Annotated in this window: 16 protein-coding genes; 14 read left to right on the top strand and 2 right to left on the bottom strand. The window is 71.3% G+C overall.

All coding sequences use genetic code 11. The annotated features are described in order from the left end of the window. The first annotated feature begins 57 nt into the window (after positions 1-57). From B7K23_RS04700 to B7K23_RS04685, 4 genes are all read left to right on the top strand, one after another. The gene (locus B7K23_RS04700) at positions 58-1,086 is read left to right on the top strand and encodes a DUF4190 domain-containing protein (RefSeq protein WP_084125224.1); all 1,029 of its coding nucleotides are present in this window, start codon (positions 58-60) and stop codon (positions 1,084-1,086) included. Between the two features lie 535 nt (positions 1,087-1,621). Then, a complete protein-coding gene (locus tag B7K23_RS04695; RefSeq protein WP_084125223.1) occupies positions 1,622-2,797 on the top strand; it encodes a MalY/PatB family protein in 1,176 nt (391 codons plus the stop codon). 23 nt (positions 2,798-2,820) lie between these two features. Further along, the gene (locus B7K23_RS04690) at positions 2,821-3,402 is read left to right on the top strand and encodes an alpha/beta hydrolase (RefSeq protein ID WP_084125222.1); all 582 of its coding nucleotides are present in this window, start codon (positions 2,821-2,823) and stop codon (positions 3,400-3,402) included. Between the two features lie 9 nt (positions 3,403-3,411). Then, on the top strand, positions 3,412-4,335 hold the full coding sequence (locus B7K23_RS04685) for a phosphotransferase (RefSeq protein WP_084125221.1): 924 nt from the start codon (positions 3,412-3,414) through the stop codon (positions 4,333-4,335). 3 nt (positions 4,336-4,338) lie between these two features. On the opposite strand, the gene B7K23_RS04680 is transcribed toward B7K23_RS04685, so the two are convergent. Then, complete coding sequence (locus B7K23_RS04680; protein WP_084125220.1) at positions 4,339-5,172, bottom strand: siderophore-interacting protein; 834 nt, start codon at positions 5,170-5,172, stop codon at positions 4,339-4,341. A gap of 137 nt (positions 5,173-5,309) precedes the next feature. Between B7K23_RS04680 and B7K23_RS04675 the strand changes: the two genes are divergently transcribed. From B7K23_RS04675 to B7K23_RS04630, 10 genes are all read left to right on the top strand, one after another. Further along, positions 5,310-5,924 (top strand): hypothetical protein, encoded by a 615-nt coding sequence (locus tag B7K23_RS04675; protein WP_143338086.1) that lies wholly within the window; start codon positions 5,310-5,312, stop codon positions 5,922-5,924. Positions 5,925-6,156: 232 nt separating this feature from the next. Then, positions 6,157-6,669, top strand: a complete 513-nt coding sequence (locus tag B7K23_RS04670; RefSeq protein WP_234996423.1) for a copper chaperone PCu(A)C — start codon at positions 6,157-6,159, stop codon at positions 6,667-6,669. After that, positions 6,666-7,889 carry a Dyp-type peroxidase gene (locus tag B7K23_RS04665; protein WP_084125217.1) on the top strand — a complete coding sequence of 408 codons (1,224 nt, stop codon included), beginning with the start codon at positions 6,666-6,668 and terminating at the stop codon, positions 7,887-7,889. The genes B7K23_RS04670 and B7K23_RS04665 overlap by 4 nt, the downstream gene beginning before the upstream one ends. Beyond that, positions 7,886-8,842 (top strand): phosphotransferase, encoded by a 957-nt coding sequence (locus B7K23_RS04660; RefSeq protein ID WP_084125216.1) that lies wholly within the window; start codon positions 7,886-7,888, stop codon positions 8,840-8,842. The genes B7K23_RS04665 and B7K23_RS04660 overlap by 4 nt, the downstream gene beginning before the upstream one ends. 47 nt (positions 8,843-8,889) lie before the next feature. Next, positions 8,890-9,369, top strand: a complete 480-nt coding sequence (locus B7K23_RS04655) for a cation:proton antiporter regulatory subunit (RefSeq protein ID WP_084125215.1) — start codon at positions 8,890-8,892, stop codon at positions 9,367-9,369. 4 nt (positions 9,370-9,373) lie between these two features. Continuing rightward, positions 9,374-10,600: a cation:proton antiporter gene (locus B7K23_RS04650; RefSeq protein WP_084125214.1), complete on the top strand. Its 1,227-nt coding sequence runs from the start codon at positions 9,374-9,376 to the stop codon at positions 10,598-10,600. Positions 10,601-10,808: 208 nt separating this feature from the next. Beyond that, positions 10,809-12,128 carry an MFS transporter gene (locus tag B7K23_RS04645; protein ID WP_159451311.1) on the top strand — a complete coding sequence of 440 codons (1,320 nt, stop codon included), beginning with the start codon at positions 10,809-10,811 and terminating at the stop codon, positions 12,126-12,128. Positions 12,129-12,251: 123 nt separating this feature from the next. Continuing rightward, the gene (locus B7K23_RS04640; RefSeq protein WP_084125212.1) at positions 12,252-15,272 is read left to right on the top strand and encodes a fibronectin type III domain-containing protein; all 3,021 of its coding nucleotides are present in this window, start codon (positions 12,252-12,254) and stop codon (positions 15,270-15,272) included. A gap of 102 nt (positions 15,273-15,374) precedes the next feature. Then, the gene (locus B7K23_RS04635) at positions 15,375-15,908 is read left to right on the top strand and encodes a GNAT family N-acetyltransferase (protein WP_234996422.1); all 534 of its coding nucleotides are present in this window, start codon (positions 15,375-15,377) and stop codon (positions 15,906-15,908) included. A 171-nt stretch (positions 15,909-16,079) separates the two neighbouring features. Then, entirely contained in the window at positions 16,080-16,490 is a 411-nt protein-coding gene (locus B7K23_RS04630) for a type IV pilin protein (protein WP_084125211.1), read from the top strand. Positions 16,491-16,514: 24 nt separating this feature from the next. On the opposite strand, the gene metE is transcribed toward B7K23_RS04630, so the two are convergent. Then, positions 16,515-18,836 carry a 5-methyltetrahydropteroyltriglutamate--homocysteine S-methyltransferase gene (gene metE, locus B7K23_RS04625; RefSeq protein WP_084125210.1) on the bottom strand — a complete coding sequence of 774 codons (2,322 nt, stop codon included), beginning with the start codon at positions 18,834-18,836 and terminating at the stop codon, positions 16,515-16,517. Between the last annotated feature and the right edge of the window lie 64 nt (positions 18,837-18,900).

Raw genomic sequence — 18,900 nt, 5'->3', positions numbered from 1 at the left:
TCGGGACCAGTAGAGTCGGGCGCGCACCGGGTGACGCCTGGCGCGGAAGGAGCACACGTGGCCGACGACGAGCGCCGTAACCCCGACGAGCCCTGGGTCGCCCCGCCCCTGGGCAGCGACGGCGCCTCGAGCGGCGCCTACACGGATCCGTTCGCCGCGCCGACCGAGCAGTTCCCGACGCAGGCGAGCTCCGCATCCGTGCCTCCGCCGCCCTATGGACCCGGCGCACCCACCTCGGACCCGTTCGCGCAGCAGCCCGGTCGCATCGGACAGCCGACCGAGGCTTCGGACTGGGCTCAGCCCTACGGTCAGCCCTACGCCGCGGCCGCGATGCCCGGCGGCTCCCGCACCGACAAGAACTGGATGGGCCTCACGAGCCTCGTGCTCGGCCTCGTCGGCGTCTCTCTCGGCGGCGTGATCCTGGGCCACATGGGTCTGAGCGCGGTCAAGCGGGGCGAGGCGGACAACCGCGGGGTCGCGCTCGCCGGCACGATCATCGGCTGGATCAGCACGGCGTTCTTCCTGATCTGGCTCGCCTTCGTTGCCGTGTGGTACGTCGCCGGCACCGAGTCCGCCTCCACGTTGGGCGACGCGGAGTACACCTGGGAGGACTCCACGCCCGAGGCGTCGGAGTCCGCGACGGCCGACCCGTACGCCGACCTCGCCCAGCCGGGCGACGGCGTGTTCGGCTACGACGAGGCCGCCCGCTACTTCATCGTCTACGTGGACGGGAACGTGTCCGAGGGGACCTGCCTCGCGCCGTCGTACACCTCAGGCTATGACCTCGACGTGGTCGACTGCTCCGAGGAGCACGTCGGGGAGATCTACTACACCGCACCCCTCGCGGACCTCATGGTGGACGGCGACGTCACGAGCGACGAGAGCTTTGCCGCGTACGGCGAGGCATGCGACGCGGCCTTCAGCCCGTACCTCGACGACAGCGGCAGCCCGGTGACGAACCAGTGGCTGTTCGGCGCCTCGGACGACGGGGTCCTCTCCGCAGACGACACGCTCATGTGCGTCGCCTCGGACGAGTTCGGCTCCACGACGGGCACGCTCGCAGGCTCGGGCGGCCAGATCTACTGATCTGCTCCACTGATCCGCGCGTCAGACATGACTCGCAAGCCCGGCCTCGCATCGCCCCTCCCGCATGCACCGCGCACGGATTCCTCCCCGACACCCCGGGCGACACGCCGCCACATGATGCGACACGCTCGCGCGTCACGCGGGAATCCGTGCGGAATGCATGAGGCGTGCGCCGTGCAGGGCACAGACCGCAAGCCGCGACACCATGGACGCACGTCCTAGACACTGTGTGACACATTTCATACGATGAGCCTCGACTCCCCTCCCCCCGGGAGCATGATGGTCAGCTCCGAAGATCGCGCTCTCACGGCGCGGCTTCGTGCTGCGCGAAAGGACCTGCGCCGTGTGCCCGCATCAGCCTCTCGAGGCGCCGCCCGCCCCAGCGGACGTGTACCCCGTGCGGGAGACCTTGACCATGCGCAAGGACTTCTGCTGCTGGCGCGCATGGGCGTACAGCGGCGCCCCCGACACGGAGCCGCGCCCCGGATCCTGAGCCCGCGCACCGGCACCACGTGCCGGAACTAGGCTGGCTGGCGTGAACCCCCTCGATCAGCTCACCCTCGACCAGCTCCGCGAGCGCCGCTCCTTCAAGTGGGCGCACTACGACGCGGATGTCATCCCGATGTTCGTCGCCGAGATGGACGTGCCGCTCGCAGCTCCGATCCGCGAGGTGCTCGAGCGCGCGATCGCGATCGGCGACACGGGATACCCGGGATCGTGGCCGCTGGTCGACGAGTTCGTCTCCTTCGCCGATCGCCACTGGGGCTGGGAGGTCGACCCGCGACTCGTGTGGCCCGCGCCCGCCGTCATCCCCGCCTATGTCGAGGCGTTCGCCGAGGACACCGAGCCGGGCGACGAGGTCGTCATCACCGCACCGGTGTACCCGCCCTTCACGACGTACCTGCGCCAGTCGGGACGCGTGGTGCGCGAGGCGCCGCTCACCGACGATCTGCGTCTCGACCTCGACGCCCTCGAGGCGGCGTTCGAGGCCGCGACCGCGCCCCGCGAGGGCTCGACCGAGCGCCGCAGCGCGGGCTTCCTGCTGTGCAACCCGCACAACCCTGGAGGCACGGTCCACACGCGCGCGGAGCTCGAGGCCGTCTCTGTGCTCGCCCATCGCTACGGCATCACCGTGGTCTCCGATGAGATCCACGCCCCGCTCGTGTACTCGGGCGCCGAGTTCGTCCCGTACACCTCGGTGGATCCGCGAGGCATCGCGGTCCAGTCGGCGTCGAAGGCGTTCAACCTCGCGGCGATGCCCGCCGCGCAGATGATCGTGGGCGAAGAGCGCCGCTCGTGGCTCGCACGCTTCCGCCAGGGCGCGCACGGCCACCCGACCTACCTCGGCACCGTCGCGGGCTCCGTGGCGTACCGCGAGGGCGACGACTGGCTCGCGAGCCTCCTCGTGGGGCTCGAGGCCAACCGCGACACGATGCTCGACTTCGTGGAGAGCGACCTGCCCGGCGTGACGTCGTCGGCCAATCCCTCGACGTTCCTCGCGTGGCTCGACTTCCGCGGCACCGCGGCCGCCGGAGGCCGCGACCTGGGCGACGAGCCCGCGACCGCCCTCCTCAAGAGCGGCCGCGTGGCGCTCAACCCCGGCACGCACTTCGGAGGCGGCGGCGCGGGTCACGCACGACTGAACTTCGCCACGTCACCGACCGTGCTTCGCGAGGGGCTCGCCCGGATCGCCTCGGTCGTCACCGGCTGACCGCTGCACGAGAGGGGAAGGGGATGACCGACATGCGTGTGCTGCTTCTCCATGGCCTGGGCAATCACAGGCCGCACGAGCACTGGCAGTGGCAGCTCGCGGAGCGGCTGCGGCGCGACCGCGTGCCAGTGCAGCATCCGCAGCTCCCCGATCCCGACGCCCCGACCTTCGAGGCGTGGCGCGAGGTGGCGCTGGCGGAGCTCGAGATGCTCGCGGGCGGAGGCGAGCGCGTCCTCCTCACCCACTCGCTGTCGTGCGTCCTGTGGGCGCGGATCGCTCCCGAGCTGCCCGCGCGGCTGCGCCCGCACCGGGTCGCCCTCATCGCGCCGCCCTCGCCCGCGCGCCTCGCGCAGGTGCTCCCGGACTTCCCGTTCGACACCCACGTGGACCTGAGCGAGCTCGCCGACACCCGCGTCGTCGCGCGGACGAGCGACCCGTACCGCGAGACCTCGGTGACGGACGCATCGTCCCTGTGGTCCGTCCCCGGCCACGAGCTGCCCGGAAAGGGGCACCTCAACCACGAGGACGGCCACGGCGAGTGGGCCTCCGCGCTCGCCTGGACCCTCACGGGGGACGACCAGGCGTGGAGGCTCGCCACCGGCTAGGGTGTCCGTATGCCCACGGGCCTTGCCCCGGACGCCGAGGTCCGGATCACCGACGACCTGGTGTCACGCCTGCTCAGGGCGCAGCATCCCGGCCTCTCCGCGCTCCCGCTGGGCGAGCGCTTCGAGGGGTGGGACAACGTCACCGTGCGGCTCGGAGACGACCTCGCTGTGCGGCTGCCGCGCCGCCAGCTGGGGGCCGATCTCGCGTCGCGAGAGCACCGGTGGCTCGCCGCGCTCGCGCCCGACTGGGACTTCCCGGTGCCCGCGCCCGTGCACCTCGGCGAGCCAGGCGAGGACTATCCGTGGCACTGGTCCGTCATCCCGTACTTCGACGGCGAGCGCTGCTTCGACGCGCCGCTGGCCGACGAGGGCGTCGCCGACCTCGGGACCGCGCTCGCACAGGTCCACCGGGCCGCCCCCGAGGACGCGCCCCGCAACCCGTTCCGCTCCGCGACCCTTGCGGAGCGCGCTGAGGTCTTCGACGCGAGGATCAACACGGTGCTCGCGCTCGAGGATGCCCCGGCCGTGCTGCTCGAGGAGGAGGCGCGCGAGGCCTTCGAGGCCGGTGCGAACGCCGGCCGGGAGGGCGAGACCTGGGCGCACCTGGACCTGCACGGCGGCAATGTGCTCACGCGCGACGGACGGCTCGCGGCGCTGCTCGACTGGGGCGACCTGGGCGTCGCCGACCCCGCGACCGACCTGGGGCAGGCGCTGTCGCTCGTGGGCCGCACGGGGTTCCGGAGGCTTCTTGAGGCGTACGCCGAGGCCGGGGGCGAGGCCGCGAGCGCGGGCGGGCTTGATCAGGTGACCGCGTTCAGGGTCGAGGCGGAGGCCGTCGGCTACTCGCTCACGCTCGCGTGCCACGAGAAGGCGATCCAGCCGGGGGCAGGCTGGAACGCGCTGATCGACCTTGGGTACGCGCGGCCGGTGTAGCCGCTAGACGCCGAGCGAGCGCAGGAAGGGCTCGTACTCGACCCAGTTCTCCTCGTCGGAGCGGTCCTCGCGCCAGATCGACGCGGCGTGGGCCAGCTGCTCCTCCGTGAGACTGTTCCACACGCTCATGATGTGGTCCTTGTCGCCGTGCCAGTAGCCGACGATCCGCATGACCGCCATCGGCAGCTGGGCCTCCTTGCGGAGGTTCTGGCGGATGCGGCGGGACTCGGAGGCCTCGCACGCGACCCACACGTACGGCTCGTGCGCGGCGTCGCGCAACCCGGGGAGGAGACCCTTCAGCTCGGAGCACAGGACCGAAGGGGCGTAGCCGTTGCCGCCGATGCGCCACTCGACGCGCACGTCCGCCGCGCTCGGCAGCTCGCGCAGGTCGGCCATCGAGGCCAGCTCGATCACGACGCTGAAGGACTCGTCGGGGTTCGCCTCGGCGAGGATGCGCGCGATCGCGGGCAGCGCGGTGGCGTCGCCCACGAGCACGCGACGATGCGCGGCCGACGGGGGCGCGTAGTAGGCCTTGGGCTCGGACACCTCGACGGCGTCGCCGGGACGGACGCGCTGGCCCCACCGGGCGCCGGGCCCGTGCCCGTGCAGCGCGATCTCCATCTCGAAGCCGTCGGACAGCACCTTGCTCACGCTGTAGTGGCGCGACGTGTGACCGTCCCCCGCGTCGACGTCGTCCGCGCCGACCTCGACGTGGATGAACTCGTCGGCGGCGCCGGTGCTGACCCACTGCTCGCCGGGGGTCGTGACGCGCACGCGCACGAAGCCGGGGGTCACCTGCTCCACGCCGGTGACGACGGTCGTGATGGTGGTCTCCATGGATCCTTCCGGGGAGATGGACGATGCGACGAGGACGATGCGCCCGGGCCGTTCCGGGTAAGGCTCACCTCACCACAGAATAGGAAACGAGTCAATTTCGTAAATACGTCAACTACTTGTCGTGCGACAATCCCCGCATGCGCGTGTCACCTCGCCGTCGACTGGTGCGCGCCCTCGCGGGCGCGGCCGTGACGACGTTCGCCGCGCTCGGCTCTCACGTGCTCGCGGGCGCGCACACACCGACCCTCGTCGGAGTGGCCGTGCCGTTCGCCCTCGCGTTCGTTGTCTGCTTCCATCTGGCCGGCCGCCGCCTGACCCTCCCGCGCCTCACCGCCGCGGTGCTCGCAAGCCAGGGCATCTTCCACCTGCTGTTCGCGTGGGGCACCGCCGACGCGACCCTCGCGGGCGACACCTCGGCTCACCACGTCGCGCCCGGATCGCTCGAGGTGATGGCAACCCACGCCTCGCACTCCGGACCCGGCATGACGGTCGCGCACGTGCTCGCCGCGGTCGCAACCATCGCGGTCATCCACCGCGCGGACCGCATGTGGGGCGCGCTGCGAGGACTCGCCGCGCACCTGGCGCGTCGGTGGCGCGAGGCGCTCGTCGCGCCGAGGCCTGCCCCCGCTGCTGCCCGCCGCATCGTCCCGGCAACGAGCGCGCCCGTCGTCGCCCGTCGCGACGTCACCTCCGAGCCCGCGGTGCTGCGCGGGCCACCGATGCTCTCCCTCCCGAGCCTGCGCACGGCCTGACGCCTCGCGCGGCCCCCGCTCGCGGCCCGCATCCCTTGCGAGCCCTGCGCGCCGACGACCACGCACGCCCTCGAGGCTGCTGGCTTCCGGCCCGCATGGCCACGGACCTGCCCGCGCAGCGCCCCAAACACACATCACCCCGGGCTCCGGCGCGCTCGCGCGTCCTCCCTCCGGGCACCCCAGTGAAGAGAGAATCATGCACACGTCCCCCCTCCCATCCCCCGCACGCCTCATGGCCGCCGCCGCCCTGCTGGGCTCGGCGCTCGCGCTCACCGCGTGCTCAAGTGACTCTGCTGCCGAGACCGCGGAGTCCCTCACCGTCACCGACGCGTGGGTCAAGGCCGTCGACGACGGCATGACCGCGGCCTTCGGCCTGGTCGAGAACACCACCGACGAGGCCGTCACGATCGTCGGCGCGTCGACCGACGCCTCGACGATGGTCCAGCTCCACGAGACCGTCGCGGACGACAGCGGCAACACGACCATGCAGGAGGTCGACGGCGGCTTCACCGTCGAGCCGGGCGAGACCCTCACGCTCGAGCCCGGCGGCAACCACATCATGTTCATGGACATCACCGAACCTCTTGAGGCGGGCGCCGAGGTCGACATCACGCTCGAGCTCGAGGACGGCTCCGAGGTGCCGTTCACCGCGGTCGTCAAGGAGTTCTCGGGCGCGCAGGAGGAGTACACCGCCGACATGGACATGGACTCCGAGGACATGGATATGTCCTCGGACGAGTCGTGACCCGCGCGAGCTCCTCTTCGCACGGTCCGAGCCGCCGCGGGTTCCTCACGGGATCCGCGGCGGCGGCCGGCGCCGTGGCCGGCGCGGTCGGCGGGGCGACGGTCGCCCGTGCGACGGAGCCCACGGCAACGACCGACACGACGGGCGTCAACGGCAGCCGCACCACCGCGTTCCACGGCGTTCATCAGGCGGGCATCACGTCGAGCCCCGGCGCGCACGGCACGTTCGTGGCCTTCGACCTCGTGGAGGGCTCGACGCGCGAGGACCTCACGCGACTCATGCGCCTGTGGACCGACGACGCCCGCCGGCTCATGACGGGCGCCGGCGCGCTCGCCGACACCGAGCCCGAGCTCGCGAGCGCCCCCGCGGGCCTCACCATCACGGTGGGCTGGGGCCGCGCGGCCGCGGTGCTCGCGGGCGGCGAGGACCAGGTGCCGTCATGGCTCGGGCCGCTGCCCGCGTTCTCGATCGACGCGCTCGAGGACCGGTGGTCGGACGGCGACGTGCTCGTGATGATCCATTCCGACGACCCGACGACCGTGAGCCATGCGACGCGCATGATCGTCAAGGACGCGACGAGCCTCGCGACCGAGCGGTGGCGCCAGACCGGCTTCCGGCAGGCCTACGGCAGCCACCCCTCCGGCACGACGATGCGCAACCTGTTCGGCCAGGTCGACGGCACCACGAACCCGCCGGTCGCGGCGGACGACTTCGCTACCCGCGTGTGGATCACCGACGGCTGGCTCGCGGGCGGCACGTCGCTCGTGCTGCGCCGCATCCGGATGAACATGGCGACGTGGGACGAGGCGGACCGCGTGGGCCGCGAGAACGCGGTGGGCCGCACGCTCGACACTGGCGCACCCCTGACCGGCACCAAGGAGCACGACGAGCCCGACTTCGACGCCGTGAACGAGCGCGGCTTCCCGATCATCTCCGACGTCGCCCACATCCGCCGGGCGCGGCCCGACGACCCGAGCCAGCGCATCGTCCGGCTCGGCTACAACTACGACGAGCCGGCCAGGGGCGGGGACGACGCCGAGGTCGGGCTGCTGTTCGGCAGCCTCCAGGCCGACGTGGACGCGCAGTACGTGCCGATCCAGGAGCGGCTGGCCGAGGCCGACCTGCTCAACGTGTGGACCACGCCCGTGGGCTCGGCGGTGTTCGCGATCCTGCCGGGGTGCGACGAGGACGGCTTCCTGGGGGACACGCTGCTGGCATGATGCTGGACGTGAACGACAGCGTCTCGAGGTTCCCGCGCGTGAGGCCGGGCGAGATCCTGCCCGACGACTATGTGCACGCGCTGCTGCGCGCGAGCGCTCCCGAGTATGCGCATCTGCCGCTCGGGGGTCGCTACACCGACATGGAGGAGCACTTCAGCGTCCGCCTGGGCGACGAGATGATCGTGGAGCTGCCTCGCGAGCACAGCTCGCCCTCGTGGGACCCGGTCGCGATGCGGCATCTGCGCGACGCAGCGCCGACGTGGGACTTCGACGTCAGGCTCCCCGTCCAGGTGTGCGAGCCCGCGCTGGGGTATCCGCATCGCTTCGAGATCGCTCGCTGGTTCGATGCGTCTACCACGCTCCGGTCGCCGCTGCGCACCGACGCCGCGCGCGACCTGGGGCGCGCGCTCGCGCAGCTCCACGCGGGTCGGGTCCCTGCCGACGCACCCCCTCACGAGCTCTTCGCCGACGGGCTCGCCGCGCGACTCGCGGCGGCGGCCTCCGCGCTCGACGCGGTGACCGGACTCCACTCGCCCGAGGGCGCTCGGGTCCTCGCGGAGCGGGTGCGCGACGTGTGGGGGTCGGCCGACGCGGCGGAGCCGACGCTCGGGCACACGTGGATCACGGGCACGCTCGACCCGCGAGTCGTCATGTCGCGTCACGGCGCCTTCGCGGGCCTCGTCTACTGGCGCAAGCTCTCCGTCGGGGACCCGGTGAGCGATCTGGGCGTCGCGGCGCTGCTGTTCGAGCCCGCCGGCACGGATCTGCTGCTCGAGGGCTACGGGGTCGACACCAAGGACCTCCGCGCGCGGATGCGCGCCATCGCGATCGTCCGCGCACTGCACTTCGCGCTGTCGGACAACCCCGCTCTCGCTCGACTCGGCTGGACGCGTCTGGGCGAGAGGCACCTGCTGACCGACCCGGCCGAACCCGAGGACACGCTGCCCGGCTGACACCCGGCGACCGGCGCATCGTCCCTCCGTCGTGCCAAGGTAGGACCATGGACATCTTCGAGACGCCCCTTCCCGGGGTCGGCGTCCGCTACGAGTTCACGGCGGAGAGCGGCGACCGCGTCGGCATCGTGGTGCGGCGAGACGGCAAGCGCGACATCGGCATCTACGACCGCGAGGATCCCGACGACTGCACGGGCACGCTCGAGCTGTCGGAGGGCGACGCGTCGGCACTCGCCGAGCTGCTCGGCGGCACCAACATCACCGCGCGGCTGGAGTCGCTGCGGCACACCGTCGAGGGGCTCGCGATCGAGTGGATCACGATGCCTGGGCACGGCGGCCTCACCAACCGCACGATCGGCGACGGGCACATCCGCACCGCCACGTCGGCCTCGATCGTCGCCGTGATCCGCGACGAGGTCGGGGTGCCCGGTCCCGGCCCCAACTTCGAGCTGCAGGCCGGAGACACCGTCCTGGTGATGGGCAGCGAGCACGCCGTGGGCCAGGCGCGACAGATCCTGATCGGATAGAGCCATGCTTGAGACCGGCAGCGTGAGCGCGCTGAGGCTTGTCGCCGCCGGTCCGGAGGGCACGAGCGAGATCCTCGTCGAGCTCGGCATCGTGCTGCTGGTCCTCGCGATGCTCGGGCGCCTCGCCGCCCGGCTGGGCATCCCCTCGATCCCGCTGTACCTGCTCGCGGGCCTCATGCTCGGCGAGGGCGGCCTCATCCCTCTCGACGCGGGAGAGGAGTTCCTCGCCGTCGGCGCGCAGATCGGCGTGGTCCTCCTGCTCCTCCTGCTCGGCCTCGAGTATTCGCCCCAGGACCTCCAGCACGGGCTCAAGACCACGTGGTTCGCCGGCCTCGTCGACGGCTTCGCGAACGGCCTGCCCGGCTTCCTGCTCGGCATCCTCATGGGCTGGTCCGTGACCGCGTCGCTGCTGCTCGCGGGCGTCACCTACATCTCGTCGTCCGGGATCATCGCGCGCCTGCTCGGCGACTTCGAGCGGTACACGAACCGCGAGACCCCCGTGATCCTCAGCATCCTGGTCATGGAGGACATCGTGATGGCGGTGTTCCTGCCGATCATGGCGGTGCTGCTCGTCGGCGCCTCCCTGTCGCAGGGCGCCGTCGCCGCCGCGGTCGCGATCACCCTGGTCGCCGCGGCCTTCTTCGTGTCCTTCAAGTTCTCGCGACACGTGTCCGCGGCCGTGCACTCGCGGTCGAGGGAGCTGCTGCTGCTGTCGGTGCTGGGCCTCACCTTCCTGGTCGCGGGGCTCGCGGAGGCGGCGCAGGTCTCGGCCGCGGTCGGCGCGTTCCTCCTGGGCCTCACGCTGTCGGGCCAGGTGGCCGACGACGTGCGCGACCTCATGCCCCCGCTCCGCGACGTGTTCGGCGGGATCTTCTTCGTCTTCTTCGGGGTGACGATCGACCCGCGCGACCTGCTGCCTGTGCTGCTGCCGGCCCTCGGTCTGGCCGTGGTCACCGCCGCCACGAAGATCGCCACGGGCATGTGGGCCGCGCGGCGCGCGGGCATCGGCTCCAAGGGCCAATGGCGCACCGGCGTCTCGCTCGTGCCGCGCGGCGAGTTCTCGATCGTCATCGCGGGTCTCGGCATCGCCGCGGGCGTGCAGCCGCAGCTCGGCCCGCTGGCCGCCGCGTACGTGCTCATCCTGGCCTTCTCGGGCAGCCTCATGATGCGCTACGCGGCGAAGCTCGGGCCCCCGTCGCGATGGCTCCCCGCGCGCGCGTCGACCCGCTGATCCCGCCGCCACGACCCAGCCCGGGCATCGTCCCAGTCCCACCGCATCCGTGAACCGGGCGTGCCTCGCCGTGTGAGACGATATGGCATCGTCCCGCGAGGCCTTGGTCCCCGCAGCGCCCGGGACGATGCGCCGGTCGCATCGCGCAGGTGGTGCGGCAGACGTGCGGTGTTGCGCGTCGTCTCCTTCATTCACGAGCGGGGTTGACATGTTCTCGCGCTATCGCGACATCCTTGCGCTTCCTGGCGCGTCCGCATTCTTCTGGTGGGGCCTGTTCTCGCGGCTGCAGATCGGCATGACCGCACTCGCCACCTTCCTGCTCGTGCAGATCGAGTACGGCTCGTACGCGACCGCGGGCCTCGTGGTCGGCGTGCTCGCGATCGGCGCCGCGATCGTCAACCCGCAGATCAGCAAGCTGGTGGACGAGTATGGCCAGTCCCGCGTGCTCAGGATCGGCTTCGCGGTCGCGGTCGCCGCCCGTCTCGCATTCGTCGTCGCGGCCTTGCTGCACGCCCCGACCTGGGTGCTGCTCGTGATCCTGCCGTTCTTCTCCGGCGCCGGCGCCCAGTCCACCCTCACGCGCGCCCGCTGGACCCACATCGTCCCCGACAAGCACGCGCTCAACTCCGCGTTCTCGCTCGAGAGCTCGATGGAGGAGACGCTGTTCATCGCGGGCCCCGCGCTCTCCACGATCCTCGCGACCCAGGTCGCCTCGTGGCTCCCCTCGGTGGTCGCCGCCGCGTCCCTGCTGATCGGCGGCTACGTGTTCCTGGCGCTCAAGGAGACCGAGCCTCCGGCCAAGCGGGGCGACGCCGGCACCTCGGCCCTCGCGAGCGTGCCCATGATCGACGGCTCGCTGCCGCGCATCGGCTACCACGTCCCCCAGCGCAAGGTGCAGCGCTACCGCCGCCCGCTGCGCGGCCACCTGCTCGTCACCACGCCCGCGCTGATCCTCACGTCGTTCGTCTTCGCGACGCAGGGCGCGCTGTTCGCGTCGGCCGACGCCGCGACGGTCGCCTTCGCCGAGGAGCTCGGTCTCAAGGGCTGGTCCGGTCCCGTGCTCGCGGTCTTCGCGCTCGGCTCGCTCGTCGGCGGGCTGCTGTACGGCTCGCGCGTGTGGAGCCGCACCCTCGCGTCGCGCCTGCTGTGGGGCGTGACCGCCTCGGGCATCGGCGCGATCACGTTCCACTACGCGGGCTCGCTCGCGTGGCTCGCGATCCTCATGTTCCTCACCGGGCTCGCGATCGCTCCGACCATGGCGGTCGGCGACGGCGTCGTCCACGCCCTCGTCCCCCGCACCCGCGTGACCGAGGGGATGGCCTGGACCCGCGTGGGCCTGGACCTCGGCGTCGCGCTCGGCGCGTGGCTCACGGGCCTCGCGATCGACAGCTATGGCGCCCACGCCGGCTTCACCGTGACCGCGTGGTCCGGCGCGCTCGGCATCGCGCTCATGCTCGGCGGCTGGCGCTACCTGCGCCGCAAGAAGGCGTACGAGGAGACCGTCTCGCGCGCGCCTGCGGTGGCGTAGAGGGCCCACGCGCTCCCCAAAATGGGTGATTCCGGACACCGAAGCACGTCCTCAGGAAACCCTCAGGCCTCGATGTCGCCGGGATGATTGCTGATACAGCAACTACTCGCTAGCCTCAGCGCCATGGCACTGACTGTCGGATTTCTCACACCCCCCGTTTCACACCCGCGACCAGGGCATTCGACCCTGAAGCTGGTCGCCGGCGCGATCATCGGCGCGCTGGTCGCCCTGACATGGGGAGCGGTCCCCGCGTCCGCGGCGACCGTGACGGGCTCAATCGACGTCGACCTCCGCCCCTCCGAGATCGCCCTCAGCCCCGACGGCAACACCGCGTACGTCACCCACGTCAGTTTCGACAAGGTGTCCGTCATCGACACCACTACCGGCACCGTCACGGGCACGATCACCGTCGGCGACAACACGAGCGGGATCGCCGTCAGCCCCGACGGCAACGCCGCGTACACCACCGACGCCGATGACGACACGGTGTCCGTCATCGACACCGCCACCGGCACCGTCACGGGCACGATCACCGTCGGCGACAGCCCGAACGCGATCGCCGTCAGCCCCGACGGCAACGCCGCGTACACCACGAACGGCAATGACGACACGGTGTCCGTCATCGACACCGCCACCGGCACCGTCACGGGCACGATCACCGTCGGCGACAACCCGAGCGGGATCGCCGTCAGCCCCGACGGGAACACCGCCTACGTCACGAACTACCGCGACGGAAACGTGTCCGTCATCGACACCGCGACCGGCACCGTCACCGACACGATCACCATCGGCGACTACCCCTGGGACGTGGCCGTCAGCCCCGACGGCGCCGCCGCCTACGCCACCAACGCTGCTGACAACACGGTGTCCGTCATCGACACCGCCACCGGCACCGTCACCGACACGATCGCCGTCGGCGATACCCCTGTCTCGGTCGCCGTCGGCGCTGACAGCGCTTCCGCATACGTCACCCACATCGATTCCGACGCAGTGTCCGTGATCGACACCGCGACCGGCACCGTCACGGACCTCATCGACGTCGGCGATGGCCCCTACGACATCGCCGTCGACCCCGATGGCGCGAACGCCTACGTCACGGACTTCTACGGCGGCACCGTGTCAGTCGTGACCCTCGCACTCGCGCCCGGTGCGCCATCCGCGGTCACCGCGTCCGCGGGCGAGTCATCGGTGTACGTCACGTGGGACGCACCCTCGGACGACGGCGGCGCGGACATCACCGGTTACACCGTCACCGTGAGGGACGGCTCGACCGTCGTCGCCACGGCCGAGGCCGGGTCCGAGCTCCGAGGCCGGACCGTGGGCGACCTCACGAACGGCGTCGAGTACTCCGTCACCGTGACCGCCACGAACGCCGCGGGCGTCGGCGACGCTTCCCCCGCGGCAACGGCGACGCCCCTCGACGCCGACTCTCCCAACGCGACCACCGACACCATCGCGGCCGGATCCGGGACGTGGGCCGTCGCCGTGAGCCCCGACGGCGAGACCACCTACGTCGCGAACGACAGCAGCAGCACCGTCTCGGTCATCGACACCGCGACCGGCGCCGTCACCAACACCATCTCCGTCGGCTTCGGCCCGACGGGGATCGCGACGAGCCCCGACGGCGCCTACGTCTACGTGGCCAACAACGGCGGCGGCACGGTCTCCGTCATCGAGACAGCCACCCACACCGTCACCACGACGATCCCTGGCGTCGATGGGGCGTACAGCGTCGCGGTCAACCCCGACGGCACGGTCGCCTACGTGACCAACCCCTACGTGGGCACGGTCTCCGTGATCGACCTCGCGACGCACTCCGTCTCCGGCACGGTCGCCGTGGGCGGCCGACCGTACGGTGTCGTCGTCAGCGCTGACGAGACCATGGTCTTCGTCACGGACCTCGACTCGGACGCCGTCATCGCCGTCGACACGTCCTCGCTGCTCGTCCTCGGGACGGCGAGCGTCGGGCGCGACCCGTACAACATCGCCCTGAGCCCGGACGGCAACACCGTCTACGTCGCCAACAGCGGAGATGACAGCGTCTCCGTCCTCGAAGCAGCCACCGGGACCGTCACCACCACCATCGCGGTCGGCAACGCCCCGTACGGCCTCGCCTTCACGCCCGACGGCACTGCCGTCTACGTCACCAACGGGTTCGACGACAGCGTGTCGGTCATCGACACCGCATCGGAGACGGTCGCCGACACGATCGCCGTGGGCGACCGGCCCTACCGGATCGCCTTCGCCCCCGACGGCGCGACGGCGTACGTGACGAACAACGCCAGCTCGACCGTCTCGGTGCTGACCTCCACGACGACGCCCGATGCCCCCGCGTCGCTCGTGGCGACGGCCGGCAACACCGCGGCACAGCTGTCGTGGGACGCGCCCATGGACGACGGCGGTCTCGCGATCACGGACTACGTGATCGAGTTCCGCGAGACCGGCGGCGCGTGGGACACCTTCGCGGATGGCGCCTCGACCGACACCACTGCGACGGTGACAGGCCTGACCAACGGCACGACGTACGAGTTCCGCGTCAGCGCCGTCAACACCAACGGCACCGGCACCGCGTCTTCGGTCGCCTCGGCCACCCCGGCCACCGTGCCCGCGGCACCGACGGGCCTGTCGATCACCTCGACCGTCGAGTCCTTCCTGGCCTCGTGGACCGCGGGCGACGACGGCGGCTCCGCGATCACCGGCTACCGGCTCGAGTACCGGCTCGTGGGCGACACTGCCTGGAGCACCCTGCCCGACCTCGACGCCGCCGTGCTCGAGGCCGTGGTCGACTCCCTCACGGGCGGCGCCAGCTACGAGGTCCGCGTCATCGCGACCAACGCCGTCGGCGACAGCAGCCCCTCTGACGTGGTGACCACCTCCGTGATCTCGGTCACCGAAGAGGCCGACGACGCTGAGGACGACGCCGCCGGGGACGACGACACCGGCACCGCCGACGACTCGGACGGCGAGTCGGGCACGCTCGCAGACGGGGACACGGCCGACACCACGGCCACCGCCGATTCCACCTCCGACGAGTCTCTCGCCACCACCGGCTCCGAAGGCACCCTCGGCATCGTCCTGGCTGCGATCCTCGCCCTTGGCGGCGCAGGAATCCTCACCGCCCGCAGGCTCTACGCCCACCGCTGACCGCCGGCGTCGGCGCCCGGGCCTCCACCCGGGCGCCGCGCACGGCCGCGCGGTGCCGCGACGGGAGTGACAGGCCCGGAGCAGGGCTGAGACGATGTGCCCATGCCCATGACCCCCGCGCTCCGCGACGCGACGTCCGACGACGGCGCCGCGATCGCCGCGATCTACAACCCCTACGTGCGCGACACGGTGATCACCTTCGAGACGCACGAGGTGCCCGCCGAGCAGATGGGTGCGCGCGTCGCGAAGGTGCTCACTGCAGAGCTGCCCTGGCTCGTGGCCGAGGATCCCGACGAGGGCACGATGCTGGGCTTCGCCTACGCGGGACCGTTCCAGGAGCGGGACGCCTACCGGCACGCGCTCGAGCTGACCGTCTACCTCGCCCCCGATGCCCGGGGCCGCGGCCTCGGGACGATGCTGTACGAGGCCTTGATCTCCCGGGTCCGGGACCTGCCGGCATCCTCGAAGCACGCGCCGGCGCACGGCCTGTACTCGCGCATCGCCCTGCCGAACGACGCGTCGGCGGCCCTCCACGAGAGGTTCGGCTTCACCCAGGTGGGCACGTTCGGGGAGGTCGGCCGCAAGCTCGACCGCTGGATCGATGTCGGCATCTGGCAGATGATCCTCGAGGACTGACGCGAAGCCGTCCGGTTCCTCCCCGCTTCTCCTCTTCGTTCCCGCCGAGCGTCGCCGTGCCCTTGCCTCGCCGTGTGGCCTACGTCACACTGGACGTGCTGCGGGCCTTTGGCCGACGCGGGGCGATGACGACCGCCGCCTGACGCAGCGCACACGTCTGGGGGAGACGACATGGGGATTCATCGCCGTCAGTGCACCGACCGAGGGTTCTCGCTCGTCGAGGTGCTCGTCATCATGCTGATCGTCGGCATCCTCGTGGCGATCGCGGTCCCGATCTACCTCAACCAGCGCGCGAAGGCCGCCGACTCGGCCGCCGAGTCCGACGCGGTGAACCTGGGGCTCATGATCCACACCGAGAACACGCCCGATCCCGTGGCGAAGGTCGAGCGCTCGGGAGACGCGTACTACATCGACGACGAGTGGATGATGCCCGCCTCCGACGGTGTCGAGGTCATCGCCTTCACGACCGACAGCGCGAGCCACTGGTGCGTCCAGCTGAGCCACCCCGACGGCGCGAGCACAAGCGGAACGGGTGTGCGCTACGACTCGCACTCAGGCCTCGAGGTCGGCGCCGCCTGCTGACGGCGCCGACCTCGGACAACCTGCCTAGCGAACCGCCTTCGTCGCCTCGATGAGGTTCTCGAGACTCGCGACGGTCTCCTTGTAGCCACGGGTCTTCAGTCCACAGTCGGGGTTGACCCACAGCTGGCGGCCGGGGATCGACTCCTTGGCGAGGCTCAGCAGCTCCGTCATCTCCTGCGTGGACGGCACGCGCGGCGAGTGGATGTCCCACACGCCCGGGCCGATCTGACGCTCGTAGCCGTGCGTGCGGATCGCGGGCAGCACCTCCATGCGCGAGCGCGCCGCCTCGATCGAGGTGACGTCCGCGTCGAGACCGTCGATCGCGTCGATGATCTCGCTGAACTCGGAGTAGCACAGGTGCGTGTGGATCTGTGTGTCGTCCTTGGCGCCCGCGGTGGACAGCCGGAACGAGCCGACCGACCACTCGAGGTATGCCGCCTGGTCGCGCTTGCGCAGCGGCAGGAGCTCGCGCAGCGCGGGCTCGTCGACCTGGATGATGCCGATGCCAGCGTCCTCGAGGTCGCGGACCTCGTCGCGGAGCGCGAGGCCGACCTGGTCGGCAGTCACCGCGAGCGGCTGGTCGTCGCGCACGAAGGACCACGCGAGGATCGTCACCGGACCCGTGAGCATGCCCTTGACCGGCTTCGGCGACAGCGACTGCGCGTACTTCGCCCAGCGCACGGTCATGGGCTCGGGACGCGAGACGTCACCCCACAGGATCGAGGGGCGCGTGCAGCGCGAGCCGTAGGACTGGACCCAGCCGTTCTTCGTGACCGAGAAGCCGTCGAGCAGCTCGGCGAAGTACTGGACCATGTCGTTGCGCTCGGCCTCGCCGTGCACGAGGACGTCCAGCCCGAGGTCCTCCTGAAGGCCGATGACCGAGTCGATCTCGGCCTTCATCGCGTCCTCGTAGGCGGCGTCGTCGATCTCACCCTTGGCCCACGCGGCGCGCGCCTTGCGGATCTCCGCGGTCTGCGGGAACGAGCCGATCGTCGTGGTCGCGAGGCCGGGCAGGTGGAAGCGCGCGTCCTGGGCGGCGGCGCGGACCGAATAGGCGTCGCGATCACGGTCGGCCGGGGTGATGGCCTCGAGCGCGGCGCGCACGTCGGAGCGGTTCGTGCCCGGGTGCGCGGCGCGGTCGGCAAGGGCTGCACGCGCCTCGGTGAGCGCGTCGGCCACGGCGCCGTCGCCCTCGCGCAGCGCGGTCGCGAGCGTCACGACCTCGCCGATCTTCTCGTCGGCGAAGGACAGCCAGCTCAGCAGCTCCTCGCCCAGGTGCTCCTCGCCCTTGAGGGTGTGAGGCACGTGGAACAGCGAGGTCGCGGTGCCGACGGTGACGGCGCCGCCGAGGTCGGCGACGGCGCGCAGCTTGGCGAGCGCCTTGTCGGGGTCGGTGCGCCAGATGTTGTGACCGTCCACGACGCCCGCGACGACCGTGAGGCCGGCGAGGTCCACGTCGGTCGGGACGACGCCCTTGGCCAGGTCGAGCGCGACGGCCTCGATCCCCGACGATGCGAGCACCGGGAGGGCGTCCTCGAGCGAGCCCATGGGGGCGGCCACCAGGAGCTGGGGGCGGTCCGTGGCCGAGGCCAGCGCCGCGTACACCTTCTCGGCGTTCGCGAGCACGTCCTCACGGGAGGCGTCGATGTCGGCGACGAGCACCGGCTCGTCGATCTGCACCCACTCGGCACCCGCGGCCTTGAACGCCGCGAGGAGCTCGAGGTACACCGGGAGCAGGTCGTCCAGGCGCTCGATCGGTGCAAAGCCCGTGGGCGCATCGTCCGAGGGCTTGGCGAGGTACAGGTAGGTGAGCGGGCCGGTGATGACGGGACGGGTCAGGAAGCCCGCCTCCTTCGCCTCGACGAACTCGTCGACCCAGCGGGTCGAGGACAGCGAGAACTCGGTCTCGGGGCCGATCTCGGGGACCAGGTAGTGGTAGTTCGAGTCGAACCACTTGGTCATCTCGAGCGGCGCGTCGGCACCCTCGCCACGGGCGATCGTCGAGTAGCCGGCCAGATCCACGCTGCCGTCGGCCGCGCGCAGGCGCGAGAACCGCGAGGGGATCGCGCCGAACGTCACCGACGCGTCGAGCACGTGGTCGTAGAACGAGAAGTTGGAGGGGATGGACGAGTCGTCCTTGGCCAGTCCCAGCTCGGCCATGCGGTCGCGGGTGACGCTCCGGAGCTGCTTCGCGGTCGCCTCGAGGTCGGCCTGGGAGGAGATTCCCTTCCAGAACGACTCGAGCGCCTTCTTGAGCTCACGGTTGCGGCCGATGCGGGGATAACCCAGGACGGTGCCACCGGGGAACGCGGGTGCGGTCGCGGCAGCATCAAAGTTGTCAGACATGACTACCTCAAGCAGATGTTGCGCGGCGGGCTCGCCATTGCGCTTGATCGACGCGCCGGGGCGC

It is taken from the genome of Demequina sp. NBRC 110054 (genome assembly GCF_002090115.1).
Lineage (GTDB): Bacteria > Actinomycetota > Actinomycetes > Actinomycetales > Demequinaceae > Demequina.
This window is presented reverse-complemented; position numbering and strand designations above follow the sequence as displayed.